The sequence below is a fragment of the Micromonospora sp. NPDC047812 genome (assembly GCF_040704175.1).
Taxonomy (GTDB): domain Bacteria; phylum Actinomycetota; class Actinomycetes; order Mycobacteriales; family Micromonosporaceae; genus Micromonospora.
Map to the genome: position 1 here is coordinate 259864 of NZ_JBEYRY010000001.1, position 26303 is coordinate 286166.

A 26303-nucleotide genomic window follows, 5' to 3' on the forward strand; every position below is an offset into this window, starting at 1 on the left:
CGGCGGCCGGTGCGGGCCGCCGGAGAGGCAGGGGAGGAGCGGCATGCAGCGGTGGCGGGGGTACGACGCGGCGCCCGGTGGCTGGGGGCGGTCGGTCGTCACCATCGGCGTCTTCGACGGCGTGCACAAGGGACACCAGGCGACCATCGGGCACGCCGTGTCCCGGGCTCGCGAGCTGGGCGTGCGGTCGGTGGTGGTGACCTTCGACCCGCACCCGGCCGAGGTGGTGCGCCCCGGCTCGCACCCGGCGGTGCTCACCGAGACCGCCCGCAAGGCCGAGCTGATCGAGGCGCTCGGCGTGGACGTGCTCTGCGTGGTGCCGTTCACCCCGGAGTTCTCCCGGCTGCCCGCCGAGGCGTTCGTGCACGACATCCTGGTCGAGCACCTGCACGCCGCGCTGGTCGTGGTGGGGGACAACTTCCGCTTCGGGCACCGGGCCGCCGGTGACGTGGCGCTGCTGGAGCGGCTCGGCCGCACCTTCGGCTTCGCCGTCGAGGGCGCCCCGCTGGTCGCGGAGGCGGGCACGGTCTACTCCTCCACGTACATCCGCTCCTGCGTCGACGCGGGGGACGTGACGGCGGCGGCCGCCGCGCTCGGCCGCCCGCACCGCGTGGAGGGCGTGGTGGTCCGCGGCGACCAGCGCGGCCGCGAGCTGGGCTTCCCCACCGCCAACCTGCTCTGCCACCGGTACGCGGCGGTGCCCGCCGACGGCGTCTACGCCGCCCGGCTGGTGCGCCGGGGCCACGCCGAGCCCCTGGCGGCGGCGGTGTCGGTCGGCACCAACCCGACCTTTTCCGGCCGGGAGCGGCGGGTGGAGGCGTACGTGCTCGACTTCACCGGCGACCTCTACGGCGAGCGGCTGGCGCTGGACTTCGTGGCGCACCTGCGCGGGCAGATCCGCTACGACGCGATCGAGCCGTTGATCGCCCAGATGAACCAGGACGTCGAGCGGACCCGGCGCGTGCTCGGCTGACCGCGTCGCGGCCCTTGACAGGCCGCCGTCCGGCAGGGCTGGTAGTCTGGCGGGGACGTCGGCTGACCGACGTGGGGCCTCGCGTGCCTGCACGACGCCGCGGGTGCGAGGTACCGGTCCGTTTCCGGTCCACTGACCGATCCGACGGACATCATCGAACAACCCACGAAACAGGGAGAACATGGCGCTCGACCAGGAAGCCAAGGCCAAGATCCGCGCGGAGTACGCGACCGCCGACGGCGACACCGGTTCGCCGGAGGTGCAGGTCGCGGTCCTCACCAAGCGGATCGCCGAGCTGACGGAGCACCTGAAGGTGCACAAGCACGACCACCACAGCCGCCGTGGGCTGCTGCTGCTGGTCGGCCGCCGCCGTCGGCTGCTCAACTACGTCCAGAAGAAGGACATCAACCGCTACCGGTCGCTCATCGAGCGGCTCGGTCTGCGCCGGTGACGTGACGGGGGAGCGGCCCGACCGGGCCGCTCCCCCGCTTCGCCACCACACGAAAACCGGGCCGCGCGACCACCCGAAAACGGGAGCCGGTCAGCGTACCGGTCTCCGGTAGTGGCCCCCGGGCACCCCGGCATTGCGCCGGCCACCCGGGCGCTTCGATCGAAGACCGGCCGTCTGAGCAGCTCCCCGCGTCGTGGGCCCCCGATGCGAAGGAGCACGACAGCACCATGACCGAGACCAACCTCGGCACCGAATCCCGCACCGCCGTGATCGACAACGGGTCCTTCGGCACCCGTGAGATCACCTTCTCCACCGGCCGCCTGGCCCGTCAGGCCGCCGGCTCCGTCGTCGCCCAGCTCGGCGAGACGGTCGTCCTCTCCGCCACCACCGCCGGCAAGCAGCCGAAGGAGCAGTTCGACTTCTTCCCGCTGACCGTCGACGTCGAGGAGCGGATGTACGCCGCGGGCCGCATCCCCGGCTCGTTCTTCCGCCGCGAGGGCCGCCCCAGCGAGGACGCGATCCTCACCTGCCGGCTGATCGACCGGCCGCTGCGCCCGTCGTTCGTCAAGGGCCTGCGCAACGAGGTCCAGGTCGTCGAGACCATCCTCGCGCTCGACCCGCAGCACCCCTACGACGTCGTGGCGATCAACGCCGCCTCGATGTCGACCAAGCTCTCCGGCCTGCCGTTCTCCGGCCCGATCGGGGCGACCCGGGTCGCGCACATCGACGGCCAGTGGGTCGCCTTCCCGACCCTGGAGGAGCTGGCCCGGGCCACCTTCGACATGGTCGTGGCCGGCCGCTCGCTGCCGGACGGCGACGTCGCGATCATGATGGTCGAGGCCGAGGCGACGCCGAACGCCGTGACCCTGATCGCGGGCGGCGCGACCGCCCCGACCGAGGAGATCGTGGCCAGCGGCCTGGAGGCCGCGAAGCCGGCGATCCGCGAGCTGTGCCGCGCGCAGGCCGAGCTGGCCGAGGTGGCCGCCAAGCCCGTCGCCGAGTTCCCGGTGTTCCTCGACTACCAGGACGACGTCTACGAGGCGGTGGCCGACCTGGCCCGCGCCGAGGTCGCCGAGGCCCTCCAGATCGCCGGCAAGGCCGACCGCGAGGAGGCCCTCGACCGGATCAAGGCCAAGGTCGCCGAGGAGCTCGGCGGTCGCTTCGAGGGCCGGGAGAAGGAGCTCAGCGCCGCCTTCCGGTCGCTCACCAAGTCCGAGGTGCGCAACCGGGTGCTGCGCGAGCAGGTCCGCATCGACGGCCGCGGCCCGCGCGACATCCGCCCGCTGACCGCCGAGGTCGGCGTGCTGCCCCGGGTGCACGGCTCGGCGCTGTTCGAGCGTGGCGAGACCCAGATCCTGGGCGTCACCACGCTGAACATGCTGCGCATGGAGCAGATGGTGGACACGCTGTCCCCGGAGAACCGCAAGCGCTACATGCACAACTACAACTTCCCGCCGTACTCGACCGGTGAGACCGGCCGGGTCGGCTCGCCGAAGCGGCGCGAGATCGGCCACGGCGCGCTCGCCGAGCGGGCGCTGATCCCGGTGCTGCCGTCGCGCGAGGAGTTCCCGTACGCCATCCGGCAGGTCTCCGAGGCGCTCGGCTCCAACGGCTCCACCTCGATGGGTTCGGTCTGCGCCTCGACGCTGGGCCTGCTCTCCGCCGGTGTGCCGCTGAAGGCGCCGGTGGCCGGCATCGCCATGGGGCTCATCTCGGACGAGGTGGACGGCAAGACCCAGTACGTGACGCTGACCGACATCCTCGGCGCCGAGGACGCGTTCGGTGACATGGACTTCAAGGTCGCCGGCACGCCGGAGTTCGTGACCGCGCTCCAGCTCGACACCAAGCTCAACGGCATCCCGTCGGACGTGCTGGCCGCCGCGCTGCAGCAGGCGTACGAGGCCCGGCAGACCATCCTCGGCGTGATGCAGGCGGCGATCGAGGGCCCGGCCGAGATGTCGGAGCACGCCCCGCGGGTCACCACCGTCAAGATCCCGGTCGACAAGATCGGCATGGTGATCGGCCCGAAGGGGCAGACCATCAACGCGATCCAGGACGAGACCGGCGCCGAGATCTCCATCGAGGACGACGGCACGATCTACGTCGGCGCCACCAACGGCCCGTCGGCCCAGGCGGCGGTGGACCGGATCAACGGGATCGCCAACCCGACGCTGCCGAAGGCCGGGGAGCGGTTCCTCGGCACGGTGGTCAAGACCGCCGCGTTCGGCGCGTTCATCTCGCTGCTGCCGGGCCGGGACGGCCTGCTGCACATCTCCAAGGTGGGCGACGGCAAGCGGGTCGAGCGGGTCGAGGACTTCCTCAACGTCGGCGACCGGGTCGAGGTCGAGATCGCGGACATCGACGCCCGCGGCAAGATCTACCTGGACAAGGTCCGCCCGGAGGGCGCCGAGGCGCCGGCCGCCGGCGAGGCCGCCGGTGGCGAGCGTCCGGCCGGCCGGGACCGGGACGACCGGGCTCCGCGTGACCGGGGCGACCGTGAGCGCGGCGGCGACCGGGGCGGTCGTGGCCCGGGCGGCGGCGAGCGCGGCGAGGGCGGCGGCGAGGGTGGCGAGGGCGGCGAGCGTCCGCGCCGCCGCACCCGGCGCAGCTGACGCACCGCACCATCGCATCACCCACCCCTCGTCGATCTGGAGCAACACGTGAGTCGGGCCGTCAGCGCGCCGTTTCCGCCGGGTCGACGGGGGGTGGCGTCCGTTCCGGGCCCCGCAGGGGCCTCCCACCGGAGCACCGCGGCGGCCCGCTCCGGCGGCGCCGCCCGGGCGGTGACCCGCACGATCAGCGACGACCCGCTGGGCGGCACGGTACGTCGTACCGTGCTGCCCAGCGGGCTGCGCGTGCTCACCGAGGCGATCCCGGCGATGCGCAGCGTCTCGTTCGGCGTCTGGGTCGCGGTCGGCTCGCGGGACGAGACCGGCCCGCAGGCCGGCGCGGCGCACTTCCTGGAGCACCTGCTCTTCAAGGGCACCAACAAGCGCAGCGCGTTGGACATCTCCTCGGAGATCGAGGCGGTGGGCGGCGAGACCAACGCCTTCACCACCAAGGAATACACCTGCTACTACGCCCGCGTGCTGGACGAGGACCTGCCGCTGGCCATCGACGTGATGTGCGACCTGGTCGCCGACTCGGTGCTGGAACCGGCCGACGTGGAGACCGAGCGGGGCGTGATCCTCGAGGAGATCGCCATGCACGACGACGAGCCCGGCGACGAGGTGCACGACCTCTTCGCCCGGGCCGTCTACGGCGACCATCCGCTGGGCCGGCTGATCTCCGGCACCGAGGAGACCGTCACCCCGATGACCCGGCGGCAGATCCAGGGCTTCTACCGCCGTCGCTACACCGCGCCGCAGATCGTCGTCGCCGCCGCCGGCAACCTGGACCACGCCACGGTGGTCAAGCTGGTCCGCCAGGCGCTGCGCGGCACCCCGCTGGACACCGACCCGGCGACGCCCGCGTCGCACCGGTCGGCCACCCCGGCCGTACGCACGAAGCCCGCCACCACCCTGGTGGAGCCGAAGGAGACCGAGCAGGCGCACGTCATCCTCGGCTGCCCCGGCATCGACCGGCTCGACGAGCGGCGCTTCGCCCTGGGCGTGCTCAACAACATCCTCGGCGGCGGCATGTCGAGCCGGCTGTTCCAGGAGATCCGCGAGCGGCGCGGCCTCGCCTACTCGGTCTACTCCTACGCCAGCCAGTACGCCGACAGCGGCCTCTTCGCCGTCTACGCCGGCTGCGCCCCGGGCAAGGTCGACGAGGTGCTGGAGCTGACCCGGGCCGAACTCGCCCGGGTGGCCGCCGACGGCCTGACCGAGGCCGAGGTGGCCCGCGGCAAGGGGATGAGCAAGGGCTCGTTCGTGCTGGGGCTGGAGGACACCGGCTCGCGGATGAGCCGGCTGGCCAAGGGGGAGCTGCTCTACGGCCACCTGATGCCGGTCGACGAGCTGCTCGGCCGGGTCGACGCGGTCACGGTGGCCGATGTCAACACCCTGGCCGCCGAGCTGCTGAGCCGGCCGATGTCGCTGGCCGTGGTCGGCCCGTTCGGCGCGGGCGACTTCTCCGCCCGCTGACCCGCCCCCGGCCGCCCGGCCTCGCCCGGCCCGGCCCGTCACGTCGCCGCCGGCGCTGCGGACTGTCCCGCACCTCCCCGCCGGTGCCGGTCCGCCCCGATGCGCGCGTCCCGATTGGGATAGGTTGTGCCCGTGACTGACGAGCAGGAGAAGAGCCCCGACGAGCTGATCCGGGTCGGCGTGCTGGGCGCCCGGGGACGCATGGGCATCGAGGTGTGCCGGGCCGTGGACGCCGCCGCCGACATGGAGCTGGTGGCCATGGTCGACCAGGGCGACGGCCTGTTCGCCGCGTCCGACGCCGGGGCCGAGGTGGTCGTCGACTTCACCACCCCGGACGTCGTCATGGACCATCTGCACTGGTGCATCGACCAGGGCATCAACGCGGTCGTCGGCACCACCGGCTTCACCGAGCAGCGGCTGGAGCGGGTGCGCGGCTGGCTGGCCCACAAGCCCGGGGTGGGCGTGGTGATCGCCCCCAACTTCGGCATCGGCGCGGTCCTGATGATGCAGTTCGCCGCCCGCGCCGCCCGGCACTTCGAGTCGGTCGAGATCGTCGAGCAGCACCATCCCCGCAAGCTGGACGCCCCCAGCGGCACCGCCACGCACACCGCGCGGCTGGTCGCGGCCGCCCGCGCCGAGGCGGGGCTCGGCCCGGCGCCGGACGCCACGAAGGACGAGGTCGCGGGCGCCCGGGGCGCCGACATCGACGGGGTACGCGTGCACGCCGTGCGCGCCACCGGCCTCGTCGCCCACCAGGAGGTGCTCTTCGGCACCGTGGGGGAGACGCTGACCATCCGGCACGACTCGTACGACCGGGTCTCGTTCATGCCCGGCGTGCTGCTGGCCGTCCGCGCGGTCCGCACCCGGCCCGGGCTGACCGTCGGTCTGGACGCCCTGCTGGACTGACGGGCAAACCCGTCGCGGCGGCACCCGGGCGGCCCCTAGGCTGCCCGGGTGATCGATTCTGGACTCTCCGACCGGGCCGGACGCCGGGTCACCCTGCGCCCGGTGGACGACGACAACTGGCGGGCGGTGGCCGACGTCGCCCCGCGCGACGACCAGCGCGGGTGGGTGGCGGCGCTGGCCGCCCGCTACCTGCTGCTGACCATGCGCTCCGACGTGTGGACCTCACTGGCGGTGTACGCGGACGAGACCGTCGCCGGGCACGTCATGTGGGGCGTCGACGACGACGGGTCCCGCTGGATCGGCGGCATGGTAATCGACGCGGCCGAACAGGACCGGGGCGTCGGGCGGGCGGCCGTGCGCACCCTGGCCGCGTGGTTGGGCGGCCAGGACGGCGGTCATCCCGTCCGGCTCTCCTACCACCCCGACAACGTCCAGGCCGCCCGCCTCTACACGAGCCTCGGCTTCGTGCCCACCGGGGCGATGGAGGACGACGAACTGGTCGTCGAACTCCTTCCGCCCGCCCAGGTCGCGCCCCGGCCCTGACGGGGTCAGCCCTCCTCGATCACCGACAGGATGTTGCCGGCCGGGTCGGTGAACCACGCGATCGTCGGCCCGTTGCCGCGCATGACGCCCTTGTCGTCCTGGGGCATCCCGGGATAGCGCGCGAACCGCACCCCGCGCGCGGTCAGCTCGTCGACGGCCCGGTCGACGTCGTCGACGGGGAAGTTGAGCACCGTGTAGGCCGCGGGGGTGTGGTCCGCCTTCGGGTAGACCATCACGTCCCGGCCCCCGGCGAGGTGCAGCGTCAGCAGGCCGCCCATGGCGTCGTCCCGCGACACCCGCAGGCCGAGCGTGTCGGCGTAGAACCGCTCGGCCCGGCCGGGGTCGTCCACCGAGAAACTGCTCCACGCCGTCGTGTCCGTGAACATGCCCGGTGCCTCCCTCTCGTGGACGCCGCCACCGCGACCATGAGGTCACCGTAGGCGACGCCCCCGACAGTGTCCGGCGGAACGCCGCCACCGGCGGGCCGGGGACCGAGGGGTCGGTGCCGGTGCGCTCCGGGCGCGGCACCCGCGCCCCCGCCAGCACCGGGTGCGGGTCGTCGCGGACGTCGGCATTGCCGGGGGAGCGACCGGCCCGGTCGCGCTCCGGGCGAGGGAGCGCCGCCGGGGACGGTCAGTCCCCGGGCGTCGCGGGCGCCGGCGACGACGCACCCGGCGTCAGGTCCGGCAGCGTCGCCTCGGCGGGCGTCGCGTCCGCCGGGTCCGCGTCCGCGGGCACCGCCACGTGCAGGCGCACCTGCGGGACGAGCATGTCCTCCACGTCCAGCGCGCGGGCCGCGCCGTCGGGTTCCCAGCCGGTGCTGGTGAGGAACTTCCGGGTCGCCGCGTCGCCGTCGAAGGCCCAGGCCAGGGCGCGGGTGAACCCGTCGGCACGCCACAGGTCGACGGTCGCGGCGAGCAGCCGGCTGCCGTGCCCCCGCCGGCCCCAGCGCGGCTCCACCAGCAGGTCCGTCACCGCGGCGACGTCCGGCCCGAGGGCCTCCGCCGGCTCACCCGGGGCGAGCGCCTCGGCGTCGGCCGGACCGGAGGCGGCGAACCCCACCAGATAGGATTGCTCGGCCTGTTCGACGGCGACCAGCACCCGGTGGGCGCCGGAGGGCGGCTCCTGCACGGCCGCGCTCCACCGCCTGGCGAGCCACGCCTCGTCCAGGTTGTCGAGCACGTGCCGGGGCAGGATCCGGCGATAGGCGACCCGCCAGGTCGCGAGTTGGATGCGTGCGATCTCGCCGGCGTCTTCCGGACGCGCCGGGCGGACGTACCCGAGAGCCATGGGACGGAAGCCTACGCAGGGCGAGGGAGGCGATGGTGGCGCAGGGTCCCCGACGGACGATCCAGCAGGTCGTCGGCGTCGTCGCGCTCGCCGTCGCGGTGACCGCCTTCCTGTCCGTCGCGGCCGTCCGGCACGGCTTCTTCGACCTCAAGGTCTACTACGGCGCGCTGACCTGGTGGGTGCACGACGGCGGGGAGATCTACGACTTCCTCAAGCCCGGCACCCAGTACGGCTTCACGTACCCGCCCTTCGCCGCCCTGGTCATGCTGCCGATGGCGTACCTGCCGTGGTGGGCGGCGATCGCGGTCAGCGTGGCCGCCAGCGTGGTGGTCACCGCCGTGCTGTTCTGGTGGCTGATCGACCCGGTCTCCCGCCGCTCCGGCTGGACCCGCTGGTTCGCCCTCGCCGTGGCGCTCTGCCTGGCCGCCGCGTACGAGCCGATGCGCGAGACGGTCAACTTCGGCCAGGTCAACATGCTGCTGCTCTTCCTGGTCGCGGTCGACCTGCTCCGGCTGCTGCCGGCCGGCAGCCGGTGGGCCGGCGTGGGCATCGGCCTGGCCACCGCGATCAAGCTGACCCCGGGCATCTTCATCGTCTACCTGCTGGTGACCCGCCGCTGGCGGGCCGCGGTCACCTCGATGGCCGCCGCGGCCGGCGCGACGCTGCTGGCCGCCGCGCTCTTCCCCGACGCCTCGCGGGAGTTCTGGACGGAGGCGCTGTGGAACACCGGCCGGGTGGGTGAACTGGCGTTCGTCTCCAACCAGTCGCTGCGCGGCGTGGTCGCCCGGCTGAACCCGGAACACCCGAGCACCCTGGCCTGGCTGGCGCTGGTGCTCGCCACGCTGGCGCTGTGGGCCTGGCGCTCCCGCGCCGCCGTGGCCGCCGGCGACGAGGCGACCGGCCTGGCGCTGACGGGCGCGGTGATGTGCCTGGTCAGCCCGGTCACCTGGGTGCACCACCTGGTCTGGCTGCTGCCCGCGCTGATCCTGCTGGTGGACAACGGGATGGCCGCGCCCGCCGGCAGCCGCCGGCGCCGCCTCCTGCTGGGCGCCGCGATCGTCGGCTACGGCTTCCTGATCAGCCGCATCGTCTGGGCCTGGGAGAAGGACTTCACCGGGCTCGACGGCTTCCTCGGCAGCAACACCTACGTCTGGATCAGCCTGGCGCTGCTGGCGTTCCTGCCCATCCGCAGCTGGGGCGACCCGGGCCGGAGCAACCGCCGTCGGGCGACGCCGGCCGGGTCAGCCGCCGAGGCGCCCGGCGTACCGCAGCTCGACCAGCCCGACCGGCGGGCGCCCGCCGGCCAGCGGCACCGGATAGGTCGACCGCTCACCGTCCGGTGACAGCCCGGCCCGCTCGTAGAACCGGCGGGCCCGGTGGTTGGCCTCCAGGACCCAGAGCCGGTAGTCCGACCAGCCCCGGGCGACCAGCCCCTCCCGCGCCGCGGCCAGCAGCGCCCGCGCCGTGCCGTCGCCCCAGCGGGTCGGCTCGACGTACATCGCCACGACCTCGCCGTGCGCGGCGTCGAGGTCGCCACGGTCCTGGTTGTTGCGGTACGGGCCGAACGTGGTGAACCCGGCCAGCACCCCGTCGACCTCGGCGAGCAGGGTGGTGAACGGGTGCTCCGGGTCGGCGGTGCCGAGGTCCCGGCGGCGCTGCGCCCAGGCCGTGACGTTGAGCCGCCGCAGCACCTCCTCGGGCATGATCCCGGCGTAGCCGGCCTGCCAGCCGTGGATGTGCACCCGGGCGACCGCCTCGGCGTCGTCGGGCTCCTCGCGGCGGATCGTGAGCATGCGTCCGTTCTATGCCCCGGCGGGTGATCGGTCCAGCGTCCGCACCGGTGTCGTACGGGTGGATTAGGGTGCCCGACGATGGCCGCACCGGAATCGCTCTCGCTCGCCCAGGCACGCCGGGTGGCGCTCGCCGCCCAGGGCTTCGCCGACCCCGCGCCCACCGGCGCGCCCACCCGCCGGCACCTGCGCCGGGTGCTCGACCGGGTCGGGCTGATCCAGATGGACTCGGTCAACGTGCTGCAACGGGCGCACTACCTGCCGCTCTACAGCCGCCTCGGGCCCTACCCGACCTCGCTGCTCGACGCCGCCGCCTACCGCCGCCCCCGCGAGCTGTTCGAATACTGGGGGCACGAGGCGTCGCTGGTGCCCGTCGGGCTGCACCCGGTGTTGCGCTGGCGGATGGCCCGGGCCCGCTCGGAGTCCTGGGGCGGGATGCGCCGCATCGCCCAGGAGCAGCCTGGCCTGGTGGCCTGGGTCCGCGACGAGGTGGCCGCCCGGGGGCCGCTCACGGCCGCCGAGATCGAACACGACGCGCCCCGGGAGACGGGCAACTGGGGGTGGAACTGGTCGGCGGTCAAGCGGGCGCTGGAGTTCCTGTTCTGGGCGGGGGAGGTGACGGCCGCCGACCGCACGACGTCGTTCGCCCGCCGCTACGACCTGCCGGAGCGGGTGCTGCCGGCCGCCGTGCTCGACGCGCCGACGCCGACCGACGCCGATGCCCACCGCACGCTGGTGGGCATCGCCGCGCGGTCGCTCGGGGTGGCCGCCGAGCCGGAGCTGCGCGACTACTTCCGGCTGCCGGTGGCCGGGGCCCGGCAGGCCATCGCCGAACTGGTCGAGGCGGGCGAGCTGCTGCCGGTCGACGTGCAGGGCTGGCGGCGGCCCGCCTGGCTGCACGCCGGGGCGCGGCTGCCCCGCTGGGTGCGCGGCAACACCCTGGTCAGCCCGTTCGACCCGGTGGTCTGGGAGCGGGCCCGCGCCGAGCGGCTCTTCGACTTCAGCTACCGCATCGAGATCTACGTGCCGGCGCCGCAGCGGGTGCACGGCTACTACGTGCTGCCGTTCCTGCAGGGGGAGCGCTTCACCGCCCGGGTCGACCTGAAGGCCGACCGGAAGGCCCGCGTGCTGCTGGTGCCGGCCGCCTGGGGCGAGCCGGGCGTCGACCGGGGCGAGACCGCGCTGGCGCTCGCCGCCGAGCTGCACCGCCTCGCCGGTTGGCTGGGCCTGGACGCGGTGGCCCCGCCGGCCGCCGGCGACCTGGCGGTCCCGCTGACCGCCGCGCTGGCGGGCGTGGCCGGTGTACGGTGAGCGACGTGACGAGCGTTGACGGACCGGCCTCCCCGTCGCATCCGCAGACGGGTGGGCTCGACGCCCCGCCGCAGGCGGGTCCGGCGGCGCCGGCCGGCGGATGGCCCACGGACCAGGCGTCGCCCCACCCGGGGTCGCCCTACCCCGGGGCGGCCCACCCCGGTTCGCCCTATCCGGGGGCGGCGGCCTACCCCGTCGCGGAGCCGGACCGGCTCACCCGCTTCGTCGTCCGCCTCTACGAGCGTTCCCCGCGCTGGGCGGTGCCCCTGGCCGCGCTCGGCTGCGTCGCCGCCGGCATCGGCTACGCGCTGATCAGCGACCCCACCCGCTCGGCGCCCGACGCCGCGCCCACCTGCCTGCTGAAGCTCACCACGGGGCTGGACTGCCCGGGCTGCGGCGGCACCCGCGCGCTCTGGTACGTGCTGCACGCCGACCTGCCGGCCGCCGCCCGGCACCACTTCCTCTTCGTCTTCGCGCTGCCCTTCCTGGCGTACCTCTTCGTCGCCTGGGCGGGCCGGCAGGCGTTCGGCTGGCGCCTGCCCGAGCTGCGGATCAGCTCCCGGGTGATCGGCGTCTTCCTGGCCTCCTGGCTGGCCTTCACGATCCTGCGCAACCTCCCCTGGGCACCGTTCACCTCCCTCTACGTCTGACCCTCGCCCCGCGCCGGGCCCGACGTCTGTGCCTGCCGCCGGCGGTGGCGCCTGGTCCGACGTCCGGGCCTCCGCCAGCCGGTCGCGCCTACGTACCTGCCGGCACCCCGTTCACCCGGCTCACGCCGCCGGGCGGCGCGATCCGGCCGCCGGTGCCGTCCGTCCGCCGGTGACCGACATTGCACCCGGCGAGCCTGGCTTGGGCGGGCAGGGGCGGCGCCACTACAGTCCCAGGAATGCCGGAGATGGTGCAGCCCCAGGTCAAGCTCGTCGCGTGGACCCACTTCGAGGCGCCCGACGATGTGCCGTGGTCGACCGACGCCGAGGGCGGCCAGGCCCTCGCGGAGTTCGCCGGCCGGGCCTGCTACCAGAGCTGGAAGAAGCCGAACCCGGCCACCGCCACCAACGCCGGCTACCTCGCGCACATCCTGGAGGTCGGCCACCTGAGCGTGCTGGAGCACGGCTCGGTCAGCTTCTACTTCAGCGGGGTGTCCCGCTCCTTCACCCACGAGCTGATCCGGCACCGGCACTTCTCGTACTCCCAGCTCTCCCAGCGGTACGTGCCGGAGCGCGACGCCGCCATGGTCGAGCCCTCGGTGATCGCCGACGACCCGGAGCTGCACAAGAGGTTCGTGGAGGCCGCCGAGGCGAGCGTGCGGGCGTACAACGAGCTGCTGGAGGGGTTGGAACGGCGCTTCGCCGAGGTGGAGAACGCCACGCTGCGGCGCAAGCAGGCCCGCCAGGCGGCCCGTGCGGTGCTGCCCAACGCCACCGAGACGCGCATCGTGGTCACCGGCAACTACCGGGCCTGGCGGCACTTCATCGCCATGCGCGCGACGGAGCACGCCGACGTGGAGATCCGCGAGCTGGCGGTGGAGTGCCTGCGGCAGCTCCAGGGTGTCGCCCCGAACGTCTTCGCCGACTTCGTCATCTCGGCCCTGCCCGACGGCACCGAGGTCGCGGCGAGCCCGCACGCCGAGCTGTCCTGAGGGCTTCCCCGGCGGGGCGCCGGTGGTCGTCCGCTAGGTTGGTGGCATGACGCACGACCACCCTGACACGCCCGCCCGGGCGGTGTCCCGCCCCTTCGGGCGAGTGCTCACGGCCATGGTGACCCCGTTCACCGCCGACGGCTCGCTCGACCTCGACGGCGCCGCGCGGCTCGCCAGCTACCTGGTCGACGAGCAGGGCAACGACGCGCTGGTGGTCAACGGCACCACCGGCGAGTCGCCGACCACCACCGAGGCCGAGAAGGAACGGCTGATCCGGGCCGTGGTGGAGGCCGTCGGTGACCGCGCCAAGGTCGTGGCCGGGGTCGGCACCAACGACACCCGGCACACCATCGAGCTCTCCACGGCCGCCGAGAAGGCGGGCGCGCACGGCCTGCTCGTGGTCACCCCCTACTACAACAAGCCGCCGCAGAGCGGCCTGCTGCGGCACTTCACCGCCGTCGCGGACGCCACCGGGCTGCCGGTGATGCTCTACGACATCCCGCACCGGGCGGGCGTGCCGATCGACACCGAGACGATGGTGCGGCTGGCCGAACACGCCCGGATCGTCGCGGTGAAGGACGCCAAGGGCGACCTGACCGCCACGAGCTGGGTCACCAGCCGGACGAACCTCGCCTTCTACAGCGGCGAGGACTCGCTCACCCTGCCCTCGCTGGCCGTGGGTGGCGTGGGCGTGGTCGGCACCTCGACCCACTTCACCGGCGCGCTCACCAGGCAGATGATCGAGGCGTACGACGCGGGGGACACCGCCACCGCGCTGAGCCTGCACCGGCGGCTGCTGCCGCTGTTCACCGGCATCTTCCGTACCCAGGGCGTGATCCTGGTGAAGGCGGGACTGGCGGTTGCCGGGCTGCCCGCCGGGCCGGTGCGTTCGCCGCTGGTCGACGCGACCGACGACGAGATCGCCCAGCTCCGCGCCGACAGCGCGGCGGCGGGCGTGGAACTTTCCGAATGACCGAACGACACGACGGACGCCGAGTGCCGGCGTCGCAGAATGAGGTGGACGCGTGACCGAGGCGCACTTCGAGACGGAACTGCCCCCGCCACTGCCGGAGGGTGGGCTGCGGATCATTCCGCTCGGCGGGCTCGGCGCCATCGGTCGCAACATGACCGTCTTCGAGTACGACGGCAAGCTGCTGGTGGTCGACTGCGGGGTCCTCTTCCCCGACGTGGAGCAGCCCGGGGTCGACCTGATCCTGCCCGACTTCGGTCCGATCCTGGACCGGCTCGACGACGTCCAGGCGATCGTGCTGACCCACGGCCACGAGGACCACATCGGCGCGGTGCCGTACCTGCTCGCGCACAAGCCCGACATCCCGCTGGTCGGCTCCCAGTTCACCCTCGCCCTGGTCGAGGCGAAGCTCGCCGAGCGGCGGATCCAGCCCTACACGCTGACCGTGCGGGAGGGCGGCCGGGAGCGGCTCGGCCCGTTCGAGTGCGAGTTCTTCGCGGTCAACCACTCGATCCCCGACGCGCTCGCGGTGGCCATCCGCACGCCGGCCGGCCTGGTGCTGCACACCGGCGACTTCAAGATGGACCAGCTTCCGCTGGACGGCCGGATCACCGACCTGGCCGGGTTCGCCCGGCTCGGCGCCGAGGGCGTGGACCTGCTGCTCTCGGACTCCACCAACGCGGAGATCCCCGGCTTCGTCACCCCCGAGCGGGAGATCGGGCCGGTGCTCGACTCGATCTTCGCGAAGGCCAAGGGGCGGATCATCGTCGCGTCGTTCGCCTCGCACGTGCACCGGGTGCAGCAGGTGTTCGACTCCGCCGCCGAGCACGGCCGCAAGGTCGCCCTCATCGGCCGGTCCATGGTCCGCAACATGGGCATCGCCCGCGACCTGGGGCTGCTCAACATCCCGTCCGGGCTGGTCGTCGGGCTGGAAGAGGCGACGAACATGCCGCCCGAGCAGATCGTGCTGATGTCCACCGGCTCGCAGGGCGAACCGATGAGCGCCCTGGGCCGGATGGCCAGCGGCGACCACCGGCACATCACCATCGCCCCCGGCGACACCGTGGTGCTCGCCTCGTCGCTGGTGCCCGGCAACGAGACCTCGGTCTACCGGGTGATCAACCGGCTGGCCCGGGCCGGCGCCGTGGTGGTGCACAAGGACGTGGCCAAGGTGCACGTCTCCGGTCACGCGCCCGCCGGCGAGCTGCTCTACCTGCTCAACGTGGTCCGGCCCAGCAACCTGATGCCGGTGCACGGCGAGTGGCGGCACCTGCGCGCGCACGCCCGGCTCGGCATCGAGTCCGGCGTCGCCCCCGACCGGGTGGTGCTCTGCGAGGACGGCGACGTCGTCGACCTCGTCGAGGGCCGGGCCAGCCTGGTCGGGCACGTGAAGAGCCGCTACGTCTACGTCGACGGCCTCGCCGTCGGCGACGTCAGCGAGTCGCTGCTCACCGAGCGCCGGATCCTCGGCGACGGCGGGTTCATCGCCACCACCGTGGTGGTCGACTCGGTGACCGGCAAGGTGGTGGGCGGCCCGACCCTGTCGGCGAAGGGCTTCTCGGAGGACCCGGAGGCGTTCAGCCCGGTGATCCCGCTGGTCACCGAGGCCCTGAACCGGGCGGCCTCCGACGGCATCACCGACCCGCACCAGCTCCAGCAGATCGTCCGGCGCACGGTGGGACGGTGGGTGAACGACGCGTACCGGCGTCGGCCCATGATCGTTCCCACCGTCGTCGAGGTCTGACCCCGCGCCGCCGCGACGCCCGCCCGCACCCCGTGTGCCGGCGGGCGTCGCCGCGTCCGGGCGGGCCCGCGCGCCGGCCGGCCCGCTTCAGGCCAGCAGCGCGTTCAACTCGCCGTAGCCCATCGCGCCGGCCAGCGAGTCGTACGACCCGGAGCGCAGCGCCTCCGTGGCGGCCCGGCGGACCAGCCCGTACGCGGCCTCGGCGAGCGCCGAGCCGAGGCTGACCCGGGCCACCCCCAGCCCCGCCAGCGTGGCGACGGGGAGCCCACCCGGCCCGGTGAGCACGTTGACCGGCCCGTCGATCCCGGCGACCAGCGCGCCGATGGTCCCGGCGTCGGCCACGCCCGGCACGAAGATCCCGTCCGCGCCCGCCGCCCGGTACGCGCCGGCGCGGCGCAGCGTCTCCGCCAGCCGGTCCGCCGGGTCGCCCACCGCCCGCAGGAACACGTCGGTGCGGGCGTTGACGAAGAGCCGTACCCCCGTCGCGTCGGCGGCCTCCCGGGCGGCCCGGATCCGGGTGCACTGCTCGTCGACCGGGCGCAGCGGGGACGTCCCGGCCGGCGCGGCGTCCTCGATGTTCACGCCGACCGCGCCGGCGGCCAGCACGCCGCTCACGGTGCGGGCGACCCCGGCCGGGTCGGCGCCGTACCCGCTCTCGATGTCGGCGGTGACCGGGACGGAGACGGCGGCGGCCACGCGGGCGACCACCGCCAGTGCGCGCTCCCGGTCCAGTTCGTCGCCGTCCGGGGCGCCCAGGCTCCACGAGACGCCGGCGCTGGTGGTGGCGACCGCCGCCGCGCCGCAGTCGGCCACGATCCGGGCGCTCGCCACGTCCCAGGCGTTGGGCAGGACGAGTGGGGAGCCGGGGCGGTGCAGGGAGTGCAGGAGCAGGGCGGCGTGGTGGTGGTGCGTCGTCGTCATGGACGCCAGTCCACCAGGGCGCGGGGAGATCGTCCGGCGGGTTTCGGACCTCACCGGCGGGTCGCCGCCCGGCCGGTCAGGGCAGGGCGGCCACCGCCTCGGCGTACGCGACGCCGGTCTGCACGGCCGCGTCGAGCAGCACCGTGAGCTGGGCCGGGGCCACCCCGTGCGCCAGGTCGGTGGCGACGTGCCCGGCCAGCAGCAACTCGCCCTCCCGCTCGTGCACGTACGCCTTCGGCAGCAGCCGGTCGTGGTTCCAGGCGTTGCAGAAGGCGTACGCCTCCGCGAGCCGGTCGGCCGGCAGCCGGCGGTTTGCCACGGACCGGGCCTGGAGGATCTCGCCGCGCTCGCCGGCGCGCCGGAACTGGATCAGCGCCTCGCCCCACCGGCCCGTCACGGCGCCACGGTCGTCGACGGCGTACCGGTCCCCGCGCCGGTCCAGCTCTGCGGTGATCATCGCCAGGCTCAGCGGGCGCGGTTCCCCGTCCGGCGGGTCCTCGTGGGGCGGGTCGTCGGCGCCGTCGTCCGGGTCTTCGTCGGGCGGCAGGGGCACCGGCGCGGCGGCCGGCCGTTCGGCCAACCAGGACGCGATCCGGCCGGACTGGTGGCCGGTGCCGTTGCGGGCGTCGAAGCTGCCGGCCAGCGCGGTGGCCACCCCGAGCAGGGTGGCGCCGAGCGTGGCCACGTCGAGCTCGGCGGCCGGACGCACCCCGTACGCCGGGCGGCGCACCGTCCGCCCGCCGAGTCCCGCCTCCACGGCGAGGGCGCAGACCAGCGCCCCGGCGGCGGCGAACTCCATCGCGGAGAGGTCGTCGTGCGGCCGGTCCAGCCGGGGCAGCTGCTCGGCGAGGACGTCGAGGCCCCGGGCGGGGTGCCCGGCCAGCGCACACCACCGCAGGTGCGCCGCGAGGAACCCGAAGGCGGCCTGCTCCCGCCGGTGCCGCCGGTACGCCCGGACGTGCGCCTCGGCCGCCCGCTCCGGCTCCCCGGCCCGCAGCCAGGACAGCAGCCCGGCGACAAGCGTCCGTTCCGGCTGCTCGGTGCAGTCGACGCCGCCGGGCGGGGAGTCCTCCAGAGCGGCCAGCGCGGCCCGGTGGTCGCCCCAGCCGGCGAGCAGTTCCGCCCGTCGGGCCGACGCGCAGTCCGGGCAGCCACCGACCGGTCCCGGATCGGCCGTCGCCCAGCGGTCGTACCACCGCCGGGCGGTGGGCTCGTCGCCGAGGTGGTCGGCGATGCGGCAGCGCAGCTCGGCGACCACCGCCGGATCGTCGGCGGCGCGCGCGGCGAGGTCGTCCAGCATGGAACGGGCCTGGTCCAGCCCGACCCGGGGCGAGCCGAGCAGGGCCTCGACGGCGTACCGCCGGTAGCGCCGCAGCAGCTCGGCCTGGTCCCCGGCCAGCAGGTCGGGACGGCGCTGGGCGGTGGCGAGGCAGCGGCGCACCGGCTCGACCAGCCGCCACCGCTGCCCGTGCAGGAGGTACGCCTCGATCAGCGCGAAGCGGGCCGCCAGCGCCGTCCGGTCGTCGCCCGTGGCGTCGGCGTGCGCGGCGATCCGTTCCAGCTCGGTGCTGCGGGCCTCGCCGTCGGGGGTGTCGCGGGCGTCGGCGAGCGCTCCGGCCAGCGCGGGGTCGGGCTGCCGGCCCCCGCGCCGCAGCCCGCTCCACCAGCCGGGCAGCCCGAACGGGTCGAGGCCGCGACCGGCCAGGTCCCCGCTGCGGCCCGTCACGCCACCACCCCGCCGGGCAGCCGGGCCACCTCGGTGGCGAGCTGGCAGCCGGTGGCGATGCCGCAGTCGAGCAGCTGGTCGAGCTGGTGCGCGGTGACGCCGCGTTCCAGGTCGGTGATGACCTCGCCGCAGATCCGGGCCCGCCCGTCGTCCTCGACGTGCACGAACGCCTTCGGCCAGAGCCGGTCGTGGTTCCACGCGTTGCAGAAGGCGTGCAGCGCCGGCACGTACTCGATGGGGAACGCCGGCGCGGTCAGGGTGCGCACCTGGAGCAGCTCGCCGTTGGCGCCGGGGCGCAGGAACCAGATGAGGCTGTCGTCCCAGCGGCCGACCAGGTCGCCGTCGGCGTCGGCCTGGACGTGGTATCCCCGGCTGGTCAGCACGACGGCGATCAGCTCGCCGGTCAGCGGCTCCAGCGCCCCCGGGTGCCCGGCCAGCGGGCCGTCCCGACCGTCCTCGGTTCCCGGCGACGCCATGGGGGCAACCCTTCTGAGGCAGATATCACGTGACGCGGCGGGCCCGCGCTGCGACACGCGGACACGACCCGGAAAGGCGGCGATCTGCCGGGTCACGCCATTAGGTTGATGCTATGGCGGGCCGTACCTCTCAGGCGAGCCGGCGACGCGGCGCGTCGCCGCGTGGCACCACGAACAGTCGCGCCCGTCAGCCGGCGAAGAAGGCCGGCCGGGCGGCGCCCCGGCGGCGGCCGGCGGCCCGGCCGGGCCGGGGCCCGATCGTCGGGCAGGCGGTCCGCGCACTGTGGATGGGGATGGCGCACGGCGTCGGCTGGGCGTTCCGGCAGGCCGGCTCCGCCCGGGGGCTCGACCCGGAGCAGCGCCGTGACGGCGCGGGCCTGCTGGTCTTCGGCCTCGCCCTGCTCAGCGCGGTGGCCCTCTGGTTCTCCGGCGCCGGCCCGGTCGGCGCCCGGCTGGCCGACACCTTCCGGCTCTTCCTCGGGGCGATCTCGGTCGTGGTGCCGGTGCTGCTGATGATCGGCGCCTGGCGGCTGATGCGCGAGCCCGTCGATCCCGAACACCGCGGCCGGGGGCTGGTCGGCTGGACCTCGATGCTGGTCGCCACCGCCGCGATGCTGCACATCGGACAGGACCCGGCCGACGCGGGCCAGCGCGACTTCGCCGGCGGCCTGGTCGGCGCCGGCGTCGGCAGCCTGATGGAGCGGGCGGTCACCGCCTGGGTGGCCGTGCCGCTGCTGATCCTGCTGTTGGTCTTCGGCCTGCTGGTGGTCACCGCGACCCCGGTCAACAAGGTTCCGGAGCGGCTCGGCCTGCTGTTCGGCACCCGGATCGCCCCGCCGGTCGTGGAGGAGGCGGACGAGGCGCCCGCCAGGCCGGCGCCCCGCAAGCGCCCCGCGAAGCGGGCGGCCCCGCCGCCGCCCGACCCGGGGGAGTTCGACGACGACCTCGACGGGGTGGACCTCCAGGAGACCCTGGTGCTGCCCCGTAAGCCCCCGGGCAGGGTGCCGGCCAGCCGCAAGCCGGCGGAGCCGCCGGAGCACTCGCCCGCCCCGACGCGCGCCGAGCAGCTCGCGCTGACCGGGCTGGCGGGCGACTACACGCTGCCGCCGGCGAACATCCTCGGCAGCGGCGCGGCCCCGAAGTCCCGGAGCAAGGCCAACGACGAGGTGATCGTCGCGCTCACCGGCGTCTTCGAGCAGTTCGGCGTGGACGCCGCCGTCACCGGGTTCACCCGCGGCCCGACCGTCACCCGCTACGAGGTCGAGCTGGGCCCGGGCGTCAAGGTCGAGCGCATCACCCAGCTGTCCCGCAACATCGCGTACGCCGTGAAGTCGCCGGACGTGCGGATCCTCAGCCCGATCCCGGGCAAGAGCGCGGTCGGGGTGGAGATCCCGAACACCGACCCGGAGAACGTGGCGCTCGGCGACGTGCTGCGGTCGCGGGCCGCCTCCAGCGACCACCATCCGATGGTGGTGGCGCTCGGCAAGGACATCGAGGGCGGCTACGTGGTGGCCAACCTCGCCAAGATGCCGCACATCCTGATCGCCGGCGCGACCGGCGCGGGCAAGTCGTCCTGCCTGAACTCGCTGCTGGTGTCCATCCTCACCCGGGCCACCCCGGACGAGGTGCGGCTGCTGCTGATCGACCCCAAGCGGGTCGAGATGACGGGCTACGAGGGCATCCCGCACCTGGTCACCCCGATCGTGACCAACGCCAAGAAGGCGGCCGACTCGCTGGAGTGGGTCGTCCGCGAGATGGACATGCGCTACGACGACCTCGCCGCCAACGGGGTCCGGCACATCGACGACTTCAACCGCAAGGTGCGCAACGGCGAGATCAAGGCGCCGCCGGGCAGCGAGCGGGAGATGCGCCCGTACCCGTACCTGCTGGTGATCGTGGACGAGCTGGCCGACCTGATGATGGTCGCCCCGCGCGACGTGGAGGACTCGGTCGTCCGGATCACCCAGCTCGCCCGCGCGGCCGGCATCCACCTGGTGCTGGCCACCCAGCGCCCGTCGGTCGACGTGGTCACCGGCCTGATCAAGGCCAACGTGCCGTCGCGCCTGGCGTTCGCCACCTCCTCGCTGGCCGACTCGCGGGTCATCCTCGACCAGCCGGGCGCGGAGAAGCTGCTGGGTCGCGGCGACGGCCTGTTCCTGCCGATGGGCGCCTCCAAGCCGATCCGGATCCAGGGCGCCTGGGTGACCGAGCGCGAGATCGCCGACGTGGTGAAGTTCTGCAAGGACCAGCGCGAGCCGGAGTTCCGCCCGGACGTGCTCGCCGCGCCGGACACCGGCAAGAAGAAGATCGACGAGGAGATCGGCGACGACCTCGACCTGCTGGTGCAGGCGGTCGAGCTGGTGGTCACCTCGCAGTTCGGCTCGACCTCGATGCTCCAGCGCAAGCTGCGGGTCGGCTTCGCCAAGGCGGGGCGGCTGATGGACCTCATGGAGACCCGGGGCGTGGTCGGCCCGTCGGAGGGGTCCAAGGCCCGTGACGTGCTGGTCAAGCCGGACGAGCTGGAGGAGGTCCTGGTCGGCCTGCGCGGCGGCGAGGACTAGGACCGGCCGGCCGCTGGTGGCGCGGGGGCGTTCCCGGTCGTCACCGGCGGGGGGCTGAGCCGGGCAACCGCCGACAGGGCGCACAGGCGACGGGCCCGCCGGCACGCCGGCGGGCCCGGTCTTCGCCCGGGGGAGCGGGGGTCAGTTGTTGACGAGCGCGTTGATGATCAGCAGGCTGATGACGATGGCGGCCACGTTGGCGGCGGCGGCGTACCAGCCGAGCGGCTTGTCGCCGAGCACGGCGCCGACGATGCCCAGGACCAGCCCGATCACGCCGAAGACGAGCGGGTTGAGCAGGAGCGCGAGGACCGCGAACACGAAGCCCAGGATCGTGCAGATGCGGGCGGCGTTGGTGCGCGGGCGGGCGGTCGAGTGCATGTTGGCCATTGTCTGCCTCCGTGGGTGAGAGCCTTTCCGGTGCCAGGCACAGCTCTACCCACTGTGGTCTTCCGTCACGCCTCGCCCCGGAAGACGTCGGTCAGTGGAAGACCTTCAGGCCGACGACGCCGGCCACCACCAGCAGCAGGCAGGCGATCCGGGGCAGGCTGGCCGGCTCGTTCAGCGCGAGCATCCCGACCAGGGCGGTGCCGACCGCCCCGATGCCGACCCAGACGACGTAGCCGGTGCCGACCGGGATCTCGCGCAGCGCGTACGCCAGGCCGGCCATGCTGAGCACCAGGGTCACCACGAAGACCAACGACGGGACGAGCCGGGTGAAGCCGGCGCTGCGGTCGAGGGCGATCGCCCACGCGGTCTCGAGAAGTCCGGAGATCACCAGAACGATCCAGGCCATGGAAGATTACCTCTGCGTAGGCGCCCGGACCATCGGGCCGGGAAGAGTGGGCTCGGTACACACACGCGGGGCGTCTTGGCCTGACCGGGTACGCCCACCACTCGTCCGGGGCGACCCTCGGGCCGCCACGACCGACGGTAGCACCGGACGGGCGGTGCCCGGGGTGAGCCGGGCCACCACGGGGTTGACGTGAACCTCGCTTCAACTTGCAGTATCGGGGGTATGCCGCTGCTCTTCTCCGATCCCGAGGTCGCCGCCGCGCTGGACGCCCCCACCACGGTGGCTGCGATGCGGGACGCCCTGCTCGCCGCGTACGCCGGCCGCCTGGTGGCCCCGCCCCGGGCCGCCGCGCCGCTGGGCGGGGGACGGATGGTGCTCACCGCCGGCCACCTCACCGGCGAGTGGTACGGCTACCGCTCGTACGACACGTTCGGGCACCCGGAGAGCGAGCAGGTGGTCGTCCTGCACGACGGGCGTACCGGGGCGGTCCGGGCGGTGGCGGTCGGGGAGGAGCTGGGCTCCCGGCGTACCGGCGGGCTCGGCGGGGTCGCCGTGGACGCCCTGGCCCGGCCGGACGCCGCCACCCTGGGCGTGGTCGGCTCCGGCGGGCAGGCGTGGACCCAGGTCTGGGCCGCCGCCGCCGTCCGCCCGCTGCGTGAGGTCACCGTGCACAGCCGCTCCGCCGCCCGGCGGGAGGCGTTCGCCGCCCGTGTCCGCGCCGAGCTGAAAGTGCCGGCGCGGGCGGTGGACTCGACGCGGGCCGCCGTCCGCGACCGCGACGTCGTGGTGCTCGCCACCACCGCCGTCGGCCCCGTGCTCGACGCCGCCGACCTGGCCCCCGGCACCCACGTCAACACGGTCGGCTTCAAGCAGGTCGACCGGCACGAGTTCGGCACCGACCTGCTGGACGCCGCCGACCTGCTGGTCACCGACTCGCCGGCGCAGGCGGCCGCGTACGACCCGCCGATGCTGGCGACGCTGCCCGCGTACGCCGGACGGTTGCGCGACCTGGGCGCGGTGCTGGCCGGCGCCGTCGCCGGCCGGACCGGCGCGGACCAGGTCTCGGTCTTCTGCTCGACCGGCCTGGCCGGCACGGAGGTCTTCCTGCTCGACCGGCTGGTCGGGGTCGGCGCGGCGGCGGTCTGAGCCGGTCGGGCGGCGGGGAGTGTGCGGCCGCCGGTGCGGGCGGCCCGCCGTTGACGGCCGCCGTCCACCCGCCCGGTACCCTCGGATGGTGTCTGCCACCTCCCCTTCCCCGACCGACGGCCGCCGTGTCGCCCTGCTGACCCTGGGCTGTGCCCGCAACGAGGTCGACTCGGAGGAGCTGGCCGCCCGGCTGCACGCCGACGGCTGGCAGGTCACCACCGACGGCGAGGGCGCCGACGTGGTGGTCGTCAACACGTGCGGCTTCGTGGAGAAGGCGAAGCAGGACTCCATCCAGACCCTGCTGGCCGCCGCCGACACCGGCGCCAAGGTGGTCGCCGCCGGCTGCATGGCCGAGCGGTACGGCCGCGAGTTGGCCGACAGCCTCCCCGAGGCGCAGGCGGTGCTGAGCTTCGACGACTACCCGGACATCGCCGCCCGGCTGGACGCGGTGGTGGCCGGCGAGCGGATCGGCGCGCACACCCCGCGCGACCGGCGCGAGCTGCTGCCCCTCACCCCCGTCTCCCGGCGCGACAGCGGGGTGTCGCTGCCCGGCCACGGCACCCCGGTGCGGGGCGTCACCGAGACCGACGAGCACACCCCGGCCCACCTGCGCCAGGTGCTGCGTCACCGGCTCGACACCGGCCCGGTCGCCTCGCTCAAGCTGGCCAGCGGCTGCGACCGGCGCTGCGCGTTCTGCGCCATCCCCGCCTTCCGCGGCGCCTTCGTCTCCCGTACGCCGGACGAGCTGCTCGCCGAGGCGGAGTGGCTGGCCAAGACCGGCGTACGCGAGCTGGTGCTGGTCAGCGAGAACTCCACCTCCTACGGCAAGGACCTGGGCGACCCCCGGGCGCTGGAGAAGCTGCTGCCCCAGCTCGCCGCGATCGACGGCATCGTCCGGGTGCGGGCGAGCTACCTCCAGCCGGCCGAGACCCGGCCCGGCCTGGTCGAGGCGATCGCCACCACGCCCGGCGTGGCGCCCTACTTCGACCTGTCGTTCCAGCACTCCAGCGAGCCGGTGCTGCGCCGGATGCGCCGCTTCGGCTCCACCGACCGCTTCCTGGAGCTGCTGGCGAGCGCCCGCGCGCTGGCCCCCGAGGCGGGCGCGCGGAGCAACTTCATCGTCGGCTTCCCCGGCGAGACCCGCGGCGACTACCAGGAGCTGGTCCGGTTCCTGACCGAGGCCCGGCTCGACGCGATCGGCGTGTTCGACTACAGCGACGAGGACGGCACCGAGGCCGCCGGCCTGCCCGGCAAGCTCTCCGCCGCCACGGTCAAGCGTCGCTACGACAAGCTCAGCGCGCTCGCCGACGAGCTCTGCTCGCAGCGCGCCGAGGAACGCCTGGGCTCCACGGTCGAGGTGCTCGTCGACTCGGTCGACGACGGCGTGGTCGAGGGCCGGGCGGCCCACCAGGCCCCCGAGGTCGACGGCTCGACCACCCTCGTCGCCCCGTCCGGCGGCGGGGTGGACCTGGCCGCGCTGCGCCCCGGCGACCTGGTGCGGGCGACGGTCACGGGCACCGAAGGGGTGGACCTGGTCGCGGTCCCGGATGAGATGATCTCGGCTGCGCCCGGCGCAACACGGTGACGGCGGGCCCGGACGGAGCGGGGGAGCCACGTGGTGGGGTGTCAGGTGCGCCACGGAGGCCGCGGCGGGGTGCGGCGGTGACCGGGGCGACGGACTCGACTCCCGCGCCGGTGGTGGCCGGCGTGCCCGTGCTGAACGCGGCCAACGCGCTCACCGCGCTGCGGCTGGCCCTGGTGCCGGTCTTCGCGGCGTCCGTGGTCGCCTCGGCGATGAGCCACGCCGGCTGGCGGATGGTCGCCTGTCTGATCTTCGCCGTCGCCTCCGCGACCGACCTGGTCGACGGCTGGATCGCCCGTCGGTTCGCCATGGTCACCTCGGTGGGCAAGGTCGCCGACCCGATCGCGGACAAGGCCCTCACCGGGGCGGCGCTGCTGCTGCTCTCCTGGTACGACCAGCTGCCGTGGTGGGTGACCGCCGTGATCCTCGTCCGCGAGCTGGGCATCACCGCGCTGCGCTTCTGGGTGATCCGGCACGGCGTGATCGCGGCCAGCCGGGGCGGCAAGATCAAGACTGCGCTCCAGATCCTGGCCATCACCTGGTACCTGTGGCCGATGCCGGACGCGCTCGCCGCCGTCGGTCCGTGGATCATGGCCGCCGCGGTCGGCGTCACGGTGATCACCGGCTTCGACTACGTCGCCCAGGCCCTCCGGCTCCGCCGCCCCGCCGCCTGACCGCCGCCCCGTCAGCTGACCCGGCGCCCGTCCGTCGGGCCGGTCGGAGAGGATGAGTAGGGCCGGCGGGGCGGGGAAAGGATCCGGGACATGGACAGTGACGTTGACGGAGCGCGGCCGGTCGGGAGTCCGGCGGCCGGCGTGGTGCACAGCCTCTCGGAACGGCACGAGACCCTCGCCACCGTCGAGTCGCTGACGGGCGGCCTGCTGGCCGCCTCGATCGTGGAGATCGCCGGGGTCAGCGGGATCTACCGGGGCGGCCTGGTGGTCTACGCCACCGAGCTCAAGTCGCAGCTCGCCGGCGTGCCGGAGGATCTGCTTGCCGACCGGGGGCCGGTCGACCCGGACGTGGCGGTGGCCCTCGCGGAGGGTGGGCGGCGCCGCTGCGGGGCCGACTGGGGCCTCGCCACCACCGGGGTGGCCGGCCCGGAACCGCAGGACGGCAAGCCCGTCGGGCTGGTCTACGTCGCCGTGGCCGGGCCGTCCGGCACCCACGTCCGGCAGCTCGACCTGGACGGCGGTCGCGACCACATCCGCTCCGCCGCGGTCGTCGAGGCGCTGCGGCTGCTCGCCGCGCGGATCCACGAGAAAGACGCTTCCGGGGCGGAGGAGGCCGGCACCCCGGCGGCCGGGACCGACGACGGGCGGGCCGACGCGGCTGGCGCGGGGCGCCGTTGACGCTCTCACCGCGATCCGAGGGGCGGGGTGGGATGTCGTGGGGG

Annotated in this window: 24 protein-coding genes, 1 pseudogene and 1 riboswitch; of the genes and pseudogenes, 17 read left to right on the forward strand and 8 right to left on the reverse strand. The window is 74.4% G+C overall.

Features of this window, described 5'->3' with window-relative positions; all coding sequences use genetic code 11:
- Positions 1 to 43 precede the first annotated feature (43 nt).
- The 6 genes from AB0883_RS01165 to AB0883_RS01190 all read left to right on the forward strand — a co-directional run bounded on the left by AB0883_RS01165 (position 44) and on the right by AB0883_RS01190 (position 6958).
- On the forward strand, positions 44 to 973 hold the full coding sequence (locus tag AB0883_RS01165; protein WP_366638469.1) for a bifunctional riboflavin kinase/FAD synthetase: 930 nt from the start codon (positions 44 to 46) through the stop codon (positions 971 to 973).
- Positions 974 to 1154: 181 nt separating this feature from the next.
- A complete protein-coding gene (rpsO, locus tag AB0883_RS01170; RefSeq protein WP_121396038.1) occupies positions 1155 to 1424 on the forward strand; it encodes a 30S ribosomal protein S15 in 270 nt (89 codons plus the stop codon).
- A 227-nt stretch (positions 1425 to 1651) separates the two neighbouring features.
- Entirely contained in the window at positions 1652 to 4036 is a 2385-nt protein-coding gene (locus AB0883_RS01175; protein ID WP_366638470.1) for a polyribonucleotide nucleotidyltransferase, read from the forward strand.
- A 48-nt stretch (positions 4037 to 4084) separates the two neighbouring features.
- Entirely contained in the window at positions 4085 to 5509 is a 1425-nt protein-coding gene (locus tag AB0883_RS01180) for a pitrilysin family protein (RefSeq protein WP_366638471.1), read from the forward strand.
- Between the two features lie 132 nt (positions 5510 to 5641).
- Positions 5642 to 6415 (forward strand): 4-hydroxy-tetrahydrodipicolinate reductase, encoded by a 774-nt coding sequence (dapB, locus tag AB0883_RS01185; protein ID WP_121396036.1) that lies wholly within the window; start codon positions 5642 to 5644, stop codon positions 6413 to 6415.
- A 48-nt stretch (positions 6416 to 6463) separates the two neighbouring features.
- Positions 6464 to 6958 carry a GNAT family N-acetyltransferase gene (locus tag AB0883_RS01190; RefSeq protein ID WP_366638473.1) on the forward strand — a complete coding sequence of 165 codons (495 nt, stop codon included), beginning with the start codon at positions 6464 to 6466 and terminating at the stop codon, positions 6956 to 6958.
- 5 nt (positions 6959 to 6963) lie between these two features.
- Here AB0883_RS01190 and AB0883_RS01195 read toward each other — a convergent pair whose 3' ends face one another.
- Together AB0883_RS01195 and AB0883_RS01200 are read right to left on the reverse strand one after the other, a co-directional pair.
- Positions 6964 to 7344 carry a VOC family protein gene (locus tag AB0883_RS01195; RefSeq protein WP_366638475.1) on the reverse strand — a complete coding sequence of 127 codons (381 nt, stop codon included), beginning with the start codon at positions 7342 to 7344 and terminating at the stop codon, positions 6964 to 6966.
- A 340-nt stretch (positions 7345 to 7684) separates the two neighbouring features.
- Positions 7685 to 8248, reverse strand: a pseudogene (locus AB0883_RS01200) (GNAT family N-acetyltransferase); the annotation flags it as partial.
- Positions 8249 to 8283: 35 nt separating this feature from the next.
- Here AB0883_RS01200 and AB0883_RS01205 point away from each other — a divergent pair.
- The gene (locus AB0883_RS01205) at positions 8284 to 9591 is read left to right on the forward strand and encodes a glycosyltransferase 87 family protein (protein ID WP_366638477.1); all 1308 of its coding nucleotides are present in this window, start codon (positions 8284 to 8286) and stop codon (positions 9589 to 9591) included.
- On the opposite strand, the gene AB0883_RS01210 is transcribed toward AB0883_RS01205, so the two are convergent.
- Positions 9490 to 10041, reverse strand: coding sequence for a GNAT family N-acetyltransferase (locus AB0883_RS01210; RefSeq protein WP_366638478.1), 552 nt, complete (start codon positions 10039 to 10041; stop codon positions 9490 to 9492). The two genes, AB0883_RS01205 and AB0883_RS01210, sit on opposite strands and share 102 nt — an antisense overlap.
- Before the next feature lie 78 nt (positions 10042 to 10119).
- On the opposite strand from AB0883_RS01210, the gene AB0883_RS01215 reads away from it, so the two are divergent.
- From AB0883_RS01215 to AB0883_RS01235, 5 genes are all read left to right on the forward strand, one after another.
- Positions 10120 to 11349, forward strand: coding sequence for a crosslink repair DNA glycosylase YcaQ family protein (locus tag AB0883_RS01215; protein ID WP_366638480.1), 1230 nt, complete (start codon positions 10120 to 10122; stop codon positions 11347 to 11349).
- On the forward strand, positions 11346 to 11999 hold the full coding sequence (locus AB0883_RS01220; protein WP_366638481.1) for a DUF2752 domain-containing protein: 654 nt from the start codon (positions 11346 to 11348) through the stop codon (positions 11997 to 11999). The genes AB0883_RS01215 and AB0883_RS01220 overlap by 4 nt, the downstream gene beginning before the upstream one ends.
- A 245-nt stretch (positions 12000 to 12244) precedes the next feature.
- Positions 12245 to 12988, forward strand: a complete 744-nt coding sequence (thyX, locus tag AB0883_RS01225) for an FAD-dependent thymidylate synthase (protein ID WP_366640210.1) — start codon at positions 12245 to 12247, stop codon at positions 12986 to 12988.
- Positions 12989 to 13034: 46 nt separating this feature from the next.
- Positions 13035 to 13961, forward strand: a complete 927-nt coding sequence (dapA, locus tag AB0883_RS01230) for a 4-hydroxy-tetrahydrodipicolinate synthase (RefSeq protein WP_366638483.1) — start codon at positions 13035 to 13037, stop codon at positions 13959 to 13961.
- 52 nt (positions 13962 to 14013) lie between these two features.
- The gene (locus tag AB0883_RS01235; RefSeq protein WP_132232860.1) at positions 14014 to 15702 is read left to right on the forward strand and encodes a ribonuclease J; all 1689 of its coding nucleotides are present in this window, start codon (positions 14014 to 14016) and stop codon (positions 15700 to 15702) included.
- An 87-nt stretch (positions 15703 to 15789) separates the two neighbouring features.
- Here the strand turns inward: AB0883_RS01235 and AB0883_RS01240 are convergent, their stop codons facing one another.
- The 3 genes from AB0883_RS01240 to AB0883_RS01250 all read right to left on the reverse strand — a co-directional run bounded on the left by AB0883_RS01240 (position 15790) and on the right by AB0883_RS01250 (position 18825).
- On the reverse strand, positions 15790 to 16623 hold the full coding sequence (locus AB0883_RS01240) for an isocitrate lyase/phosphoenolpyruvate mutase family protein (RefSeq protein ID WP_366638484.1): 834 nt from the start codon (positions 16621 to 16623) through the stop codon (positions 15790 to 15792).
- Positions 16624 to 16699: 76 nt separating this feature from the next.
- Positions 16700 to 18349 carry a YbjN domain-containing protein gene (locus AB0883_RS01245; protein ID WP_366638486.1) on the reverse strand — a complete coding sequence of 550 codons (1650 nt, stop codon included), beginning with the start codon at positions 18347 to 18349 and terminating at the stop codon, positions 16700 to 16702.
- Positions 18346 to 18825: a YbjN domain-containing protein gene (locus tag AB0883_RS01250; protein ID WP_366638487.1), complete on the reverse strand. Its 480-nt coding sequence runs from the start codon at positions 18823 to 18825 to the stop codon at positions 18346 to 18348. Before AB0883_RS01250 ends, AB0883_RS01245 begins: the two co-directional genes overlap by 4 nt.
- Before the next feature lie 113 nt (positions 18826 to 18938).
- On the opposite strand from AB0883_RS01250, the gene AB0883_RS01255 reads away from it, so the two are divergent.
- Positions 18939 to 21386, forward strand: a complete 2448-nt coding sequence (locus AB0883_RS01255) for a DNA translocase FtsK 4TM domain-containing protein (protein WP_366638489.1) — start codon at positions 18939 to 18941, stop codon at positions 21384 to 21386.
- Positions 21387 to 21527: 141 nt separating this feature from the next.
- On the opposite strand, the gene AB0883_RS01260 is transcribed toward AB0883_RS01255, so the two are convergent.
- Together AB0883_RS01260 and AB0883_RS01265 are read right to left on the reverse strand one after the other, a co-directional pair.
- The gene (locus tag AB0883_RS01260; RefSeq protein ID WP_121396024.1) at positions 21528 to 21773 is read right to left on the reverse strand and encodes a hypothetical protein; all 246 of its coding nucleotides are present in this window, start codon (positions 21771 to 21773) and stop codon (positions 21528 to 21530) included.
- Between the two features lie 91 nt (positions 21774 to 21864).
- Entirely contained in the window at positions 21865 to 22179 is a 315-nt protein-coding gene (locus AB0883_RS01265) for an SMR family transporter (protein WP_121396023.1), read from the reverse strand.
- Between the two features lie 64 nt (positions 22180 to 22243).
- Positions 22244 to 22308, reverse strand: a riboswitch (guanidine-III (ykkC-III) riboswitch).
- 93 nt (positions 22309 to 22401) lie between these two features.
- Here AB0883_RS01265 and AB0883_RS01270 point away from each other — a divergent pair.
- The 4 genes from AB0883_RS01270 (at position 22402) to AB0883_RS01285 (ending at position 26259) form a co-directional block, all read left to right on the forward strand.
- Complete coding sequence (locus AB0883_RS01270; RefSeq protein WP_366638491.1) at positions 22402 to 23325, forward strand: ornithine cyclodeaminase family protein; 924 nt, start codon at positions 22402 to 22404, stop codon at positions 23323 to 23325.
- 85 nt (positions 23326 to 23410) lie between these two features.
- Positions 23411 to 24910: a 30S ribosomal protein S12 methylthiotransferase RimO gene (rimO, locus tag AB0883_RS01275; protein WP_366638493.1), complete on the forward strand. Its 1500-nt coding sequence runs from the start codon at positions 23411 to 23413 to the stop codon at positions 24908 to 24910.
- Positions 24911 to 24987: 77 nt separating this feature from the next.
- The gene (gene pgsA / locus AB0883_RS01280; protein ID WP_366638494.1) at positions 24988 to 25581 is read left to right on the forward strand and encodes a CDP-diacylglycerol--glycerol-3-phosphate 3-phosphatidyltransferase; all 594 of its coding nucleotides are present in this window, start codon (positions 24988 to 24990) and stop codon (positions 25579 to 25581) included.
- A 90-nt stretch (positions 25582 to 25671) separates the two neighbouring features.
- The gene (locus AB0883_RS01285) at positions 25672 to 26259 is read left to right on the forward strand and encodes a CinA family protein (RefSeq protein WP_366638496.1); all 588 of its coding nucleotides are present in this window, start codon (positions 25672 to 25674) and stop codon (positions 26257 to 26259) included.
- Positions 26260 to 26303: the final 44 nt, after the last annotated feature.

Bases quoted from the DNA above. Each gene is read 5' to 3' on its own strand.
- AB0883_RS01260 (WP_121396024.1), bottom strand. From the start codon at position 21,773: ATGGCCAACATGCACTCGACCGCCCGCCCGCGCACCAACGCCGCCCGC.
- thyX (WP_366640210.1), top strand. From the start codon at position 12,245: ATGGTGCAGCCCCAGGTCAAGCTCGTCGCGTGGACCCACTTCGAGGCG.
- rpsO (WP_121396038.1), top strand. From the start codon at position 1,155: ATGGCGCTCGACCAGGAAGCCAAGGCCAAGATCCGCGCGGAGTACGCG.
- dapA (WP_366638483.1), top strand. From the start codon at position 13,035: ATGACGCACGACCACCCTGACACGCCCGCCCGGGCGGTGTCCCGCCCC.
- AB0883_RS01165 (WP_366638469.1), top strand. From the start codon at position 44: ATGCAGCGGTGGCGGGGGTACGACGCGGCGCCCGGTGGCTGGGGGCGG.
- AB0883_RS01195 (WP_366638475.1), bottom strand. From the start codon at position 7,344: ATGTTCACGGACACGACGGCGTGGAGCAGTTTCTCGGTGGACGACCCC.
- rimO (WP_366638493.1), top strand. From the start codon at position 23,411: ATGGTGTCTGCCACCTCCCCTTCCCCGACCGACGGCCGCCGTGTCGCC.
- AB0883_RS01175 (WP_366638470.1), top strand. From the start codon at position 1,652: ATGACCGAGACCAACCTCGGCACCGAATCCCGCACCGCCGTGATCGAC.
- AB0883_RS01250 (WP_366638487.1), bottom strand. From the start codon at position 18,825: ATGGCGTCGCCGGGAACCGAGGACGGTCGGGACGGCCCGCTGGCCGGG.
- AB0883_RS01285 (WP_366638496.1), top strand. From the start codon at position 25,672: ATGGACAGTGACGTTGACGGAGCGCGGCCGGTCGGGAGTCCGGCGGCC.
- AB0883_RS01215 (WP_366638480.1), top strand. From the start codon at position 10,120: ATGGCCGCACCGGAATCGCTCTCGCTCGCCCAGGCACGCCGGGTGGCG.
- AB0883_RS01210 (WP_366638478.1), bottom strand. From the start codon at position 10,041: ATGCTCACGATCCGCCGCGAGGAGCCCGACGACGCCGAGGCGGTCGCC.
- AB0883_RS01270 (WP_366638491.1), top strand. From the start codon at position 22,402: ATGCCGCTGCTCTTCTCCGATCCCGAGGTCGCCGCCGCGCTGGACGCC.
- AB0883_RS01240 (WP_366638484.1), bottom strand. From the start codon at position 16,623: ATGACGACGACGCACCACCACCACGCCGCCCTGCTCCTGCACTCCCTG.
- AB0883_RS01255 (WP_366638489.1), top strand. From the start codon at position 18,939: ATGGCGGGCCGTACCTCTCAGGCGAGCCGGCGACGCGGCGCGTCGCCG.
- AB0883_RS01265 (WP_121396023.1), bottom strand. From the start codon at position 22,179: ATGGCCTGGATCGTTCTGGTGATCTCCGGACTTCTCGAGACCGCGTGG.